10 protein-coding genes are annotated in these 14,193 nt (G+C 58.6%); 5 read left to right on the forward strand and 5 right to left on the reverse strand.

Annotated features, from left to right (window positions below):
- The first annotated feature begins 222 nt into the window (after positions 1 to 222).
- On the forward strand, positions 223 to 2,601 hold the full coding sequence (locus ABVT35_RS24740) for a methyl-accepting chemotaxis protein (RefSeq protein WP_368470214.1): 2,379 nt from the start codon (positions 223 to 225) through the stop codon (positions 2,599 to 2,601).
- Here ABVT35_RS24740 and ABVT35_RS24745 read toward each other — a convergent pair whose 3' ends face one another.
- Entirely contained in the window at positions 2,602 to 3,987 is a 1,386-nt protein-coding gene (locus ABVT35_RS24745) for an adenylate/guanylate cyclase domain-containing protein (protein WP_368470216.1), read from the reverse strand. It abuts the gene before it with no gap.
- A 232-nt stretch (positions 3,988 to 4,219) separates the two neighbouring features.
- Complete coding sequence (locus tag ABVT35_RS24750) at positions 4,220 to 5,536, reverse strand: cystathionine gamma-synthase family protein (RefSeq protein ID WP_368470217.1); 1,317 nt, start codon at positions 5,534 to 5,536, stop codon at positions 4,220 to 4,222.
- Positions 5,537 to 5,638: 102 nt separating this feature from the next.
- On the opposite strand from ABVT35_RS24750, the gene ABVT35_RS24755 reads away from it, so the two are divergent.
- Positions 5,639 to 6,103 (forward strand): Lrp/AsnC family transcriptional regulator, encoded by a 465-nt coding sequence (locus tag ABVT35_RS24755; protein WP_368470219.1) that lies wholly within the window; start codon positions 5,639 to 5,641, stop codon positions 6,101 to 6,103.
- Positions 6,104 to 6,150: 47 nt separating this feature from the next.
- Here ABVT35_RS24755 and ABVT35_RS24760 read toward each other — a convergent pair whose 3' ends face one another.
- The 3 genes from ABVT35_RS24760 to ABVT35_RS24770 are packed head-to-tail and all read right to left on the reverse strand — an operon-like array spanning position 6,151 to position 10,509.
- The gene (locus tag ABVT35_RS24760; RefSeq protein WP_368470220.1) at positions 6,151 to 7,227 is read right to left on the reverse strand and encodes an ABC transporter ATP-binding protein; all 1,077 of its coding nucleotides are present in this window, start codon (positions 7,225 to 7,227) and stop codon (positions 6,151 to 6,153) included.
- A gap of 10 nt (positions 7,228 to 7,237) precedes the next feature.
- A complete protein-coding gene (locus tag ABVT35_RS24765; protein WP_368470221.1) occupies positions 7,238 to 9,469 on the reverse strand; it encodes an ABC transporter permease in 2,232 nt (743 codons plus the stop codon).
- A 14-nt stretch (positions 9,470 to 9,483) separates the two neighbouring features.
- On the reverse strand, positions 9,484 to 10,509 hold the full coding sequence (locus ABVT35_RS24770; protein ID WP_368470223.1) for an ABC transporter substrate-binding protein: 1,026 nt from the start codon (positions 10,507 to 10,509) through the stop codon (positions 9,484 to 9,486).
- A 371-nt stretch (positions 10,510 to 10,880) separates the two neighbouring features.
- Between ABVT35_RS24770 and ABVT35_RS24775 the strand changes: the two genes are divergently transcribed.
- Genes ABVT35_RS24775 through mtaB form a run of 3 tightly spaced genes read left to right on the forward strand, consistent with a single transcriptional unit; the run spans position 10,881 to position 14,192 of the window.
- Positions 10,881 to 11,975 (forward strand): MBL fold metallo-hydrolase, encoded by a 1,095-nt coding sequence (locus ABVT35_RS24775; protein WP_368470225.1) that lies wholly within the window; start codon positions 10,881 to 10,883, stop codon positions 11,973 to 11,975.
- Positions 11,976 to 12,012: 37 nt separating this feature from the next.
- Positions 12,013 to 12,906, forward strand: a complete 894-nt coding sequence (gene dapF / locus ABVT35_RS24780) for a diaminopimelate epimerase (protein ID WP_368470227.1) — start codon at positions 12,013 to 12,015, stop codon at positions 12,904 to 12,906.
- Positions 12,903 to 14,192, forward strand: a complete 1,290-nt coding sequence (mtaB, locus tag ABVT35_RS24785; RefSeq protein ID WP_368470229.1) for a tRNA (N(6)-L-threonylcarbamoyladenosine(37)-C(2))-methylthiotransferase MtaB — start codon at positions 12,903 to 12,905, stop codon at positions 14,190 to 14,192. The genes dapF and mtaB overlap by 4 nt, the downstream gene beginning before the upstream one ends.
- Position 14,193: the final 1 nt, after the last annotated feature.

Genomic DNA, 14,193 nt, shown 5'->3' on the forward strand with positions numbered 1-14,193 from the left:
TTGCAACCTGCAGTAAAGCCACGGATCTTAACTGCAATTATGACTAATCCCGTAAGTTTTCATGGACGCATTATTAACCCGTGCTTAACGCTGATACGTGAATATTTGAAAAGCCGAAACACCGCCGATCCGTAATTGTGAATCGAATCGCCGGTCTGCATGATGCGCGTTTTCGGGAGCCCCTCGGCATGGAATTCCGCTCCCCGGAGAAAGCGCTTCATAATGTTGATTTCCCGTAAGCTCCCCCTGGCAGCAGCTCTCCTGACCATCGTTGCAATCGGCGCATCCAGCGTTGCCGCACTGATGATCAGTTCCGATACGCTCGAGCAAAGTGCCTACGAAAAACTGGAGGCAGTTGCCGACGGTCGCCGCAATCAGGTCGAAACCTATCTGATGAATATCAGGAAGGATCTGCAGACGCTTGTCAACGATCCGGAAGTGGGAAATGCCGTCAGTGCATTCAAGTTCGGCTGGACCTACATGGAGGGCGATGCCACCGAAACGCTGCAGAAGCGCTACATCGACGACAATCCGCATCCGATCGGTCAAAAGCACCTGCTCGATGCGGCAGGCATAGACGGCTATGACGCCATTCACAAAAAATATCACGACAGGATGCGCAAGGTCATTCTCGATAATGGCTACTACGATCTTTTTCTGATCGATCCTGAAGGCAATGTCATCTACACCGTGTTCAAGGAAAGGGATTTTGCCACCAACCTTGAGACGGGTGAATGGAAGGATTCCGATCTGGCCAACGCGTTCCGGGACGTAATGGCGGGCGGTGCCACCGAGGCCTTCGTGCTCAAGGACTTCCGCCCCTATGGCCCCTCAAACGGCGCACCGGCTGCCTTCATTGCCCAGCCCATAGTGCAGGGCAGCGACATTGCCGGCGTCGTTGTGCTGCAAATGCCGAACGACATCATCGCCAATATCATGGGCAACACGACCGGTCTCGGGGAGACCGGGGAAACGGTGCTGATCCGCAAGGACGGCTATTTCATATCGGATTCTGCCAAGACCGAAGAAAACGAATCTCTCGTCACGCAGCTCAATACTGACCTTCTCGGTCAGACGACCCGCGACCATATCGCGACGGGCACGATCGAGGGCTATCGTGGAATGGTCGGCGATGCCGCGCTCGCAAGGATAGATTTCAACAATTCCGGCTGGACGGTTGCGGCCATTATCGACCGGAACGAATCGCTCGCCGGCCTGGCTTCGATGCGCAATATCGTTCTACTTGTTGCCTTCGGCATACTTGCGATTGCGCTGATTGCCGCATTCCTGTTTTCGCGCACCATCACCAAACCGATCTCAGAGGTCGTAGACAACATGTCGGAGCTTGCCAAGGGCAACACCGACCTTGAGCTGAACGGTGAAGAGCGCAAGGACGAGATCGGCGAAATGGTCCGTTCCGTTGCGGTTTTCCGCGACGCTGCGATCGAAAAGGAAAACCTCGAAAAGGAAGCCGAGGAAAACCGTTCGCTGAGCGACCGAGAGCGGGCCGAGCGCGAAGCCGCCAAGGCCGAAGAGGCGCGGCAGATGCAGGAAGCAGTCGATTCTCTTGCCGGCGGCCTGACGCGCCTTTCAGAAGGCGATCTGACTGTCAATCTGGATACGCCGTTCATGGACGGTCTCGAGCGGTTGCGTATCGACTTCAACGCATCGGTCGAAAAGCTCAACGCAACGCTTTGCAATATCCGCGACAACTCGGGCTCGATTGACAACAATTCGAGGGAAATTCGAAGCGCAGCCGATGACCTGTCACGGCGCACAGAGCAACAGGCCGCATCACTGGAGGAATCATCGGCGGCTCTGGAGGAAATCACCTCCGCCGTCAAGGGCACATCGGAAAGGGCCGGCGAAGCAGCCCAGATGGCCAGCGCAGCGCAGACCGACGCCGAAAAATCGAGCGCCGTTGTCACCGAGGCGGTTTCCGCGATGGAAGGTATCGAAAGCGCCTCCGGCGAAATCTCGAACATCATCAACGTCATTGACGAGATCGCCTTCCAGACCAACCTTCTGGCACTCAATGCCGGGGTCGAGGCGGCCCGGGCGGGCGAAGCCGGCAAGGGCTTTGCGGTCGTCGCCCAGGAGGTGCGCGAGCTTGCCCAGCGGGCTGCAACCGCTGCTCAGGAGATCAAGGAACTGATCACCAAATCCGGCGACGAGGTCAACAACGGCGTCAAGATGGTGAAGGCCACCGGCGAAGCCCTGACGCAAATCTCCGAACACGTCACGAACGTCAACAACGCGATCAGCGCCATCGCAACCGCCGCCAATGAGCAGCTCACCGGCATCCAGGAGGTCAATGCGGCGGTAACGCAGATGGATCAGATGACGCAGCAGAACGCAGCGATGGTCGAGGAAACAACCGCCGTCACCCACCAGCTTGCGGAAGATGTGACTGGCCTTTCCAACCTGATCGGCGAATTCCAGCTCGCCGGGTCGGCGCCAATGCCCGTCAAGGAAGCCGATGCCAGCCATGAAAGCGTGCCCTCGCCTGCGCGCCGGATCGTCAAGGCGGTCAGCAATGCCTTCGGCTTTGAGGGAAATGCGGCAAAGGCCGATCAGGACGAAAACTGGGACGAGTTCTGATCAGATACCGCTATGCGTCTTCGGTGAGGGCCGGATGCGGATAGGTTCCTGAAAGGGCGCGCCGGATGAAACCGGCGCGCTTTCCAGTTTCTGCAGGCTGAGCACGGCTATTTCCTGCGGCTCGGCAACCCCCTCCAGCTGCTGGGTGGTGAACTCCGCCTGAAGCGCGCCTGCATACCCTTTTTCCAGCGCCTCGCGATAGGTTGCAGCGGCGGCTATCAACCGGGAACCGATCACCTTGTTGTGTTTTTCCAGCTTTGCCGAATAGTTGACAGCCGACCCGATCACGGTGATCTCGAGCCGGTTTTCCTGCCCCACCGCACCGAAGGCAACCGGGCCCGAGGCAACGCCGAGGCCGATGCCGGTACTGCTGATAACCTTGAGCGCTGGCTCTTCCGCCGCCCATTTGTCACAGTCGCGCAGGATGCTCTCAGCCGCCTCGATGGCCTTTAATGAACCGGCGGCCCGGTCTCCGGCGAAACTGAACGTTGCCATGATCCCGTCACCCATGAACTTGTCGATAACGCCACCGCATTGCTGAACGATCGGCACCACGCGGCTTTGGTAGCGCGACAGCGTCAGCATAACGTCAGAGGCTTCCATCGCCGCCGCCATGCGGGTAAAACCGCGAATGTCGATAAACAGGATCGCAGCTTCCCTGTTTTCGCCCTTGCCGGCCTCCAGCCGGTCAGCGCTTTCGCGGATTCCGCTTGCGATGCTGGTATCGAAAAAGCGCGACAGATCACTCGCCGCCTGCTCTTCGGTCACCGCACTGACAAGCAGGTTCTTCGAGGCATTCACAACCAGAGTCAGCACGCCCGTTACAAACAGAATTGACAGAATCTTGTCGATCTCAGCGCCAATGAGGATCGAATTGGACGTCAGATACTCGACATAGGAGCGGGTCAGCATGTTGTCGCCGGAATCGATACGCGTCACGTAGATAATCACGGCCGCCCAGCCTGCGGCCGCGACCATGCCGGCGGCAATGACGAACCGGGCTTCGAAGCGAAGCGCACGAATGGCAATGAAGATAAAGACGTAAAGCAGCGTCGGCGCCTTCAGTATGAATGAGGCAGGCTGCATATACTGGATATGAAAACTGACCATCAGGCTGTAGAGCAGCCCAAAGTCGAACAGGATGGAACCGTAAACGGACCAGTGCGGCAATTTCTGGCGGATCGACCAGATCAAACCGATGATACTGACGACGAGATAGGCCCCCAGCACATAAGGCACCGGAGAAAACGCCTCGTCCGGGCTGGTTTTGGGGCTGATCGTGTAGATCGCCGAAAACAGCAGCACAATGGTCAGCTGGATGAGACGCGCCATGATCTCATTGGCGCGCTCACGCTCGTCGATCGCCGCACGAACGCGTTCGGGCAACTGATCTCGCCGGGTTCCACGGCGGAAATTTTTTGTGATGAACTCAAATGCGGCCAACACAAGTCTCCATTCCGCCCCGGTGTGCATAAACGAACGTCTGCAGCTCCCGGGCAGGTAGGGACACAATATCAGTTCACGGAGCCAGCGCAGTTCAATTCACTTGAACCACACGTGATCACCGGTTGATGACCGCTGCATTGGACAATGACGCAAAGGCACGGGTCCGGCCTTGTCATCCGGCCAGTGAAAGCGTGCCTGCCGAAGCCTTGGCAAATGCCTGTTTGAGATCTTCAATCAAATCCTCGGCATTTTCCAGTCCCACCGATAGCCTGATCAGCCCTTCGGTAACACCCGCTGTCTTGCGCGCCTCAAGGGGAACGCCCGAATGGGTGGTCGAGGCCGGGTGACAAACCAGCGATTCCGTACCGCCAAGGCTCACCGCAAGCTTGAAGAGCCGCAATTCGTTGAGGATACGGAACGCCAGCGCCCGGTCGTCATCGACAACGAAGGCGAAGGTCGATCCGGGTCCGGTGCACTGCCGCTCATAAACCTCGCGCTCGATTGCGCTGGCTGTGAATTCCGGATGCAGCACCGTGCATGGAATGATCGTATTGTGTGCAAGCCATTCGGCGACCTTGGTCGCCGAATCAGCAGCGCGTTCCATCCGCAAGCTCAGTGTTTCCATCGATCTTGCAAGCATCCACGAAGAATGCGGGTCGAGCTGGAAGCCGAAGGCGCCGCGCGAAAGTCGGATGGATTTCAACAGCTCCTTCGAACCGGTTATGCCGCCGGCAATCAGGTCGCTGTGGCCGCCGACATATTTTGTCAGCGAATAGACGCAGATATCAGTGCCGAGAGCGTGCGGCTTCTGGAAAACCGGTCCGAGCATTGTGTTGTCGCACACGATGATCGGACGTTGACCGGAAGTTTGAGACCACGCATCGACCACCCGCCGCGCCATGGCCAGATCAATCATCGCATTGGTCGGATTGGCCGGCGTTTCAAGATAGAGGATCTTGACCGGCCCGTGCCGCGCCGCCTTTTCGAGCGTATAGATCAGTGTTCCCTCCGACAGGCCGTCGACAAAGGGAATGGGCTTGATGCCCCAGCTTGAAAGCACCTTGCCGATCAGTGTTTCCGTACCGCCATAGAGCGGCGAATAATGCGCAATCGCATCGCCCGGCCGCAGGAAGGTCAGGAACACCGCACTGATCGCCGCCATGCCCGACGAGGTCAGGAGCGCGCTTTCAGCGCCATCGAAAAGGGCAAGCCTGTCTTCGACGATTTCGGTATTGGGATGGTTGAAGCGGCTGTAGACGAGCCCGCCCGCTCCGCCATCGTCCGGTGCCGGTTTGCGGCCGGCAACGACATCGAAGAACTCCGCACCCTCTTCAGCCGACTGAAATGCGAATGTCGAGGTCAGAAAGACCGGTGGCTTGACCGCGCCTTCCGACATGGACGGCTCATAACCGTAAGAAACCATCTGCGTTGAAGGGTGGAGCGTATGACTGCCCAGGTGCTTTCTGCGGAAGGATTTTGTTTCGGACATCGATTCGGCCTCCTCTTTGCATATGAGTTTACGCTGTTAGCGTTGGCCAAATCTCGCCTAATTTGCTAATATTCAGAAAAAGATTAGAGGTTTTCAGCCAAATTGCTCGACAATATAGACAAAAAAATCATCACAACGCTCACAGAAGACGGGCGCGCCAGCGTTGAAACGGTGGCCCATGCTGTCGGGCTTTCGCCAACGCCAACGCGCCGCCGCATCAGACAGCTGGAGGATGCGGGCATAATACGCGGCGTGCGTGCCGACATCGACGCCGAAAAATGCGGTCTGGAACTGGCGATTTACGTGTTCATCAAATTGCTCAATCGCGACCGGGTGACGATCTCGCAGTTTGAATCGCGCATCATGAACCTGCCCGAGGTCCAGCGATGCGACCTCATCACCGGTCCGCACGACTATATTCTGACGCTGCGGCTCGCCGGCATGAAGGACTACAACCGCTATCTGCGCGAGGTTCTGGCCGAACTGCCGGGCGTATCAGGCATCGAAACCAGCATCGTTATCGGCAAGGTCAAGGACAAGCCGCATCTGCCGCTGGATGCGGCCTGATCATGCTGCACTATCTTTGAATAGTTGCGCCGAAGGCAAAGTCCCCATCAGTCGCGCAGCAGCACCGGGCCCTTGGACGCAAATGTCACGCCCACCGCGTCGCCGGGTGTATATTCGGCGTCAACATCCGTGGACGTTGCGAAAATCTGGCCATGCTCTGTGCTGACGGTCAGTTCGAGATGATTGCCCACATAGGTAAAGCGCAGGATCTCGCCGGGGATGGATTTTTCCATTCCTGCTTCTCCGACGATTACCCGGTTCGGTCTGACCGCCAGAAGCGCGCTCCCGCTTTCAATCCCGCGGGAAGGAAGGTCGGCAACATAGTCCCCGAGCCGCACCTGCGCCCGGTCGGCAATCACCGATGCAACCTCGCAGGTGAGAATATTGGCTTCACCAATGAAATCGGCGACAAACCGGTTTGCCGGCGCGTCGTAGAGTTCGCGCGGCGTTCCGTCCTGAGCAACGACCGCATTGTTCATCACGATGATCCTGTCCGATACGGCCAGCGCCTCTTCCTGGTCGTGGGTGACATAGACGACCGTCAGGCCCAGCTTCTGCTGGATTTCGCGAATTTCCTCGCGCACCTGGCGGCGAAGCTTGGCATCGAGGTTGGACAAGGGCTCGTCGAACAAAAGCACCTGCGGCTCCAGCACCAGGGCACGGGCAACGGCGACACGCTGCTGTTGCCCGCCCGAAAGCTCGCTCGGCAGTCTCGTGCCATAATCTGCAAGTCCGACGAGCTCAAGGCCCGCCGCGGCACGTTCCCTGGTCTCATTCTTGCTGAAGCCGGAGAACTTCAGTCCGTAGGAAACATTTTCCATCACCGTCATATGCGGAAATAGCGCATAGGACTGGAACACCATTGAGACATCCCGATCAGTCGCCGGAAGCTTGGTGACATCCTTGTCGCCGATGCGGATCGTCCCGCCGGTCGACATCTCGAGACCGGCGATCAGACGCAGTGTCGTCGTCTTGCCGCAGCCCGATGGTCCGAGCAGCGTCACCAGGGTGCCGGCCGCAATATCGACCGAGATATCGTTTACCGCGCGCACATCGGTGCCGTAGATCTTGGTCACGTTCTCAAACGAGACGGATGCGGCGTTGCTGTTTCCTGTCAGGGTCATGGGGTCTCCGTCATCCGTTCGCCTGTACATTCGTGCGTGACTGGCCCAGCCTGCGTCCGACATTTGTGCGGCCGACCAGAATCTGCAGCAGCCCGACGGCTATGAGCATCACGATGATAAGTGTTGTGGAATAGGCGATTGCCAGGCCGTAATCATTGTTCTCAACCCGCCCGATAATATAGCTGGTCGCCATGTTATATTGCGCGCTGACCAGGAAAATGACCGCCGAAATAGCCGTCATCGCGCGAACGAAGGAATAGACCAGCGCCGCCAGAATGGCCGGTTTCAAAAGGGGCAGAATAACATTCAGGAAGGTCTGCCACGAATTGGCGCCGAGCGTCAGTGAGGATTCGTCCAGGCTCTTGTCGAGCTGTGACATGGAGGCGATGCCGGCCCGCACGCCGACCGGCATGTTGCGGAAGATAAAGCTGACAACCAGGATGACGCCGGTGCCGGTTATCTCTATCGGCGGCACGTTGAAGGCGAGGATGTAGCTCACGCCGATCACCGTTCCGGGAATGGCAAAACTCAGCATCGTGCCAAACTCGAAGGCGCTCTTGCCGGCAAAATTCTGCCGGGTCAAAAGATAGGCCGTCACCAGCCCGACCGCAGCCGTCAATGGCGCGGAGATGGCGGCAATCTGCAACGTTGTCCAGAACGAATCCCAGGCCGATCCCGTCCAGTGGATGCCGTGTTCGCCGAACTTGACCGAAAAGGCCGTCAGGTAGTGCTTGAAGGTCAGTGCATTGTTGACGCCCCAAAGTTCGACGAAGGATCCGTAAATGATCATGACGTAGATCGTCAGCGTGAAAATGGTCCAGATGCCGGCAATGGTAAAAACCGGCATGGCCAGTCTTTTCGGCAGTTGCGGATGAACGCCCGAATCGCCTTTGCCGGTCATCGTCGTGTAGGATTTTTTGCCGAGCCAGAAGCGCTGCGCATAGAACGCACCAAGCGTGAAGGCGAGCAGAACCAGCGCCAGCACAGCAGCGCGCCCCTGATCATATTGCGCGCCGACAATGGCAAAGAATATCTCGGTCGACAGCACATCGAAATTGCCGCCGAGAACCAGCGGGTTGCCGAAATCCGCCATGCTCTCGATAAAGCCGAGCAGGAAGGCATTGGCAAGCCCCGGCCGCATCAGCGGCAGCGACACGGTGCGGAACGTTTCCCACTTGCTGGCACGCAGCGTCTGAGCAGCCTCTTCCATGGAGGGGCTGACACCCTCCACAACACCGATAAGGACCAGAAACGCGATCGGCGTGAAGGCCAGCAACTGGGCAATGAGAATACCGGGAAGACCGTAAATCCACCGTGTCGGTGCGATGCCGAACAGATCGGCGACAAATTGCGTGACACTGCCCGACAGGCCAAACAGCAGGATGATGGCAAGGCCGATGACAAAGGGTGGGGTGATGATCGGCAGCACCGTCATTGCCCGAAGCCCCCGTTTGAAGCGAAATCCGGTCCGCGTGACGACCAATGCGAAGATCAATCCGAGGATCGTCGTCAGCGCGCCGACGAGGATGGCAAGCACAAGCGAGTTCCATGCCGCACCGCAACGGCCGCCGGAAAGACAGGCCAGACCCCACAACCGCCTGTCGGTGAATTTTTCAAAGAAGACGCCGACGGAATAACTGTTGTCCTGTGTAATGAAGGCAGAGGCCAACATGCTCAGGATCGGATAAAAAACGAACACCGTGACGATGGCGATGACGAAGCCGATGGCGCCGACGACAAAGATATCGCCGTTGATGGCGCCGCGCGCGGCAATACCTTGGGTAAAGACGAACAAAAAGGCGCTGGCAACGAGCAGGCCGCCATAACCCATGCCGAACTGGCGGTCGCCGAGCGGTCCGGCGAGGGCCTCGATCCACGCAAACTGCCAGCCCCTGATACCGATGGCAAAGCCCTGCGCTATCAGCCAGCCGAACCCAAGCGCACCGCAGATAATGAGGATCTTTGCGTAGGCCGGGTCGTCACGCGACCTTCCGAAAGAGAAAAAGGGTCCGGCCAGAAACAGGATCAGCGGCGCAAGCCAGAGTTTTTCGCCCTGCAGAACCAGGAACAGGGCCGGCGCCGTATCGGTATCAAAAAGATAGCCCCAGCTCAGCCACTCAAAGCCGAAAAATCCATCTTCGACCCCGTACCAGGGAACGAGGCAAAAACCGGCCCAGCCGACAATCAGCCACATAAGCAGCGTCGACTGGGCGGTTTTTCTCTGTCTTGCCGGTTTCACCATGCTTTCGCAGAATATTACTGCGGCAGCGTGGAGACCTCGTCATCCCATTTCTTCAACAGGCGCTTGCGCTCCGCGCTGGAGCCGTACTTCTTGAAGTCGTAGTCGATCAGCTTGATCGAAGACAGATCGGGTGCGGCCGGTGAAGTCTTGGCGCCCTTGTTGGAAGGAACCTGATAGGCCTTGACGTCCAGTGCACGCGATTGCGCATCCTGGGTCAGAGCCCAGTCGTAGAACTTCTTGGCCTCTTCCATATTGCGGGCGCCTTTGATGATCGACATTGAGCCGATCTCGTAACCGGTTCCTTCGCACGGTGCGACAACCTTGATCGGGAAGCCCGATGCGGCCTGCTTCACCGCATCGTGCATGAAGACGATACCGATCGTGTTCTCGCCCCGTCCCGCGGCCTTGATCGGCGCGGACCCGGACTTGGTATACTGGTTGATGTTCTTGTGCAGCGCCTTCATGTAGTCGAAGCCGCCCTCTTCCCCGAAGAGCTGCACCATGGTGGCGAGCGTCGTATAGGCGGTGCCTGAGGAGTTCGGATTGGCCATTTGTACGTGGCCCTTGTATTCCGGTTTTGTCAGGTCCTTCCAGCAAGCCGGCTCAGGCAATCCCGCAGCCTTAAGCAACTCTTCATTATACCCGTAGCCAAGGGCTCCGGAATAAATGCCGATGGTTTTGTCATCCGCCGATTGAGCCTGTGAAATCGCCCAGTCATTAAGCTCACCGCGCATCGGCGAGACATAAGGTTCGGTAAGGCCTTCCTCGGCGGCCTGCAGATGCGGGTCGCCCGTACCGCCCCACCAGACATCGCCCTTGGGATTGGACGCCTCTGCCTTGACCTGGGCGAATGTCTCACCGGAACTCTTGCGGGTCATGTTGACGTCGATACCGGTCGCTTCCTCAAAACCACGGGCCATGGACTGGCACCAGTCCTCCTGCGCGCTGCAATAAAAGGTCAGCTTTGCTGCGCTTGCCATCGAGGTCGAAGCCGCCAGCGCTGCGGCGAATACAACAATCGTTCTTGTAATCTTTGTCATTGCCTGCCTCCCTGATTTCGGAATGTTGTTACCGAAAAATCTATTCAACGGAACATACGTTCCATTGATTGCCTGCAAGGTCAAGCGAAAAGCACCTCCAGGTTTTCATGCGGAAAAACTTCCGCAATCAGCTATCTGACTTTGAATCGTCAAGTCTTGTCAATCGCTGATTGGCTTGTCACCGCCGGCCGGGGTTTGTCGATTGGCACCGCGGACAGTGCCGTCACATTTGTCACTGGCCCTTAACTGTCCGTTTTTCCTGAAACCGCCTCCAGCTGCCCACGAAATGCAGGCACATCCTTTGATAATTTGAGTAACCTTCGCACTAAAAACCAACTTGAACTTCCGTTCCCGCAACTTATCTTTTGGGCATGGAACACAGACCAGACAGCCTTGGAGCGGTCAGCCAGAACGACAAAAAGGCCGGCCGCAACAAATACTATTCCGGGCCGGTTTCCGACCATTTCGACGGCACCGTCTTTTTCAATCCCGGTGGCAACCCGCCAAACGGTCTTCGCGACCTACTCAAGTGGCAATTCGGCGAAAAGCGAAACCGTTGGCCCGCGAGCTTCGATAGCCCTTATTCCGGCACCGCGCCCGACGCACGTGTCGACGCAGGCGGCCTCCGTATCACCATGGTCGGTCACGCCACCATGCTCATTCAGGTGGCGGGACTGAATATATTGACGGACCCGGTGTGGTCGCAGCGCGTTTCGCCGCTTTCATTCGTCGGTCCGAAACGCGTCAACACGCCGGGCATCGCCTTTGACCGGCTGCCGGATATCGATCTCGTGCTTTTGACGCACAATCACTACGACCATCTCGATCTCGACACGCTGTCGCGGCTTCACAAACACCACAAGCCGCTGGTCATCACCCCGCTCGGCAATGACAGGATCGTGCACTCCGCCGTTCCGCATATGCGCATGGAGACGGGCGATTGGGGTGATCATATCGACCTGGATTGTGACGTGCGGGTCCACATCGAGCCCTGTCATCACTGGTCAGCACGTGGCAGCCGTGACCGCCGCATGGCCCTTTGGGCCGCCTTTGTATTGGAAACGCCGGCGGGCCGCATCTACCACATCGGCGATACCGGATTTCACGACGGCGGCAATTACCGCGCGGCGTTCGACAAATACGGCGGGTTCCGCCTGGCGATCCTGCCCGTTGGCGCCTATGAACCACGCTGGTTCATGAAGGATCACCACCAGAATCCGGAAGAAGCCGTTGAAGGCTTCGAAATATGCGCGGCTGACCATGCCGTCGGTCATCATTGGGGCACCTTCCAACTCACCAATGAGGCCATCGAGGCACCGACTGAGGCCCTGTCCGAAGCGCTGGTGAAAAAGGGCATAAGCCCGGACCGCTTCCGCGCTTTGCGGCCGGGTGAATCCTGGGATATTCCTGCCGCCTCTCAAGGAGCCGAAAGCGCAATGAAAAACGCCGCATCTGGTAATTTGTAAAGAGTTCGGCCATATACGCTCCTGAAAGGGCTGGCCGATGGCTGAAATGGTTCCATTTGCAAAGATGAACGGACTGGGAAACGACATCCTGGTGGTCGACATGCGCGGCCGCTCCGATGCCGTTACGCCCGCAGCAGCCATCGCACTGGCGGGTGGCGGAGCAACCGCCTTCGATCAGATCATGGCCATCCACGACCCGCGCATCAACGGCACCGATGCCTATATCGATATCCTCAACTCCGACGGCTCCAAGGCACAGGCCTGCGGCAACGGCACCCGCTGTGTCGTCCAGGCGCTCAGTGCCGAGACCGGCAAGCAGGTTTTCACTTTCCAGACCGTTGCCGGGATCCTCAACGCCCGTGAACATGAAGACCGCTCCGTCTCGGTCGACATGGGCAAGCCCGAGTTTGACTGGGAAAAGATACCCCTTGGCGAAGAGTTCAGGGACACCCGCATGATCGAGCTGCAGATCGGCCCGATCGACGAGCCGGTGCTGCATTCGCCGTCGGCCGTCTCCATGGGCAACCCGCATGCGGTCTTCTGGGTGGATGAGGATGTGTGGTCCTACGATCTCGCCAAGTTCGGGCCGCTGCTTGAAAACCATCCGGTCTTTCCGGAACGCGCAAACATATCGATTGCGCGCGTGCGCTCGCGCACCGAAATAGACCTGCGCACCTGGGAGCGCGGCGCCGGGCTGACCGACGCCTGCGGGTCGGCCGCCTGCGCCGCCGCGGTTTGCGCTGCGCGCACCAACCGGACGGACCGCAACGTAACGGTCCATGTTCCGGGCGGCCCGCTACGCATCGACTGGAACGAGGACAATGGCCGCGTCATCATGACAGGCCCTGCTGAATGGGAATTTTCAGGCACGCTCGATCCGCAAACCGGCATCTGGAGCCCTGACGCACAGGAAGAAGAGACCGTTTCATGAGCGGCGTCGACGTCATCACATTCGGCTGCCGGCTGAACACCTATGAATCGGAGGTGATGCGGCGCGAGGCGGAAAAGGCCGGGCTCAACAACGCCATCGTCGTCAACACTTGTGCGGTGACGGGCGAAGCCGTGCGCCAGGCCAAGCAGGCGATCCGCCGCGCCCGGCGAGACAATCCGCATGCGCGTATTGTCGTCACCGGCTGTGCGGCGCAGACGGAAGCCGCAGCCTTCGCCGGTATGGATGAAGTTGATGCGGTTCTCGGCAACGAGGAGAAACTGAAAAGCGCCAGCTATCGCAAGCTCCCGGATTTCGGCGTGTCGGCGGAAGAAAAGATCCGCGTTAACGACATCATGAGCGTGAAAAACACCGCACCGCAGATGGTCGACGCCATCGAAGGGCGCGCCCGCGCCTTCGTTCAGGTGCAAAACGGCTGCGACCACCGCTGTACATTCTGCATTATCCCCTATGGCCGCGGCAATTCCCGCTCCGTGCCCATGGGCGCGGTGGTCGAACAGGTCGAACGGCTCGTCGGCAATGGTTATCTGGAAGTCGTCATCACCGGCGTCGACGCCACCAGCTATGGCGCCGACCTGCCGGGCAGGCCGTCGCTCGGACTGCTTGCCCGCACTATTCTGAATCAGGTGCCGGACCTTGCGCGGCTGCGGCTCTCCTCCATCGATTCCATCGAGGCGGACGATCACCTGATGGACCTGATCGCCGGCGAGCCGCGTTTCATGCCGCATCTGCATCTGTCGCTGCAGCACGGCGACGACATGATCCTCAAACGCATGAAGCGGCGCCATCTGCGCGACCATGCCGTCGCCTTTTGCGAAGAGGTACGAAGCCTTCGCCCCGGCATTGCACTGGGTGCAGATCTCATCGCCGGCTTTCCGACCGAAACCGATGAAATGTTCGATAACGCCCTGTCGCTTGTCGATGACTGCGGCCTTTCCTTCCTGCACGTCTTTCCGTTTTCGCCGCGCGAGGGAACACCGGCCGCGCGCATGCCGCAGCTCGATCGCGGCCTCATCAAGACCCGCGCCGCAAGGTTGCGCGAAAAGGGCAGTGAGGCGCATCTGAAGCATCTGGATAATATGGTCGACACTGACCAGAAGGTGCTGGTCGAGCGCGAGGACCTCGGCCGTACGGAAAATTTCACGCTGGTCAATTTGGATGGCGGCAGGCCCGGATCGATCGTGCCCGCTCGTATTTCAGGCCATGACGGAGAACGGCTGAAGGCCGGCAAGGCGTGCAACCGGCCGTCATCGCGGGCAGCAGCATAAC

Source organism: Hoeflea sp. TYP-13, assembly GCF_040932035.1.
GTDB lineage: Bacteria > Pseudomonadota > Alphaproteobacteria > Rhizobiales > Rhizobiaceae > Hoeflea_A.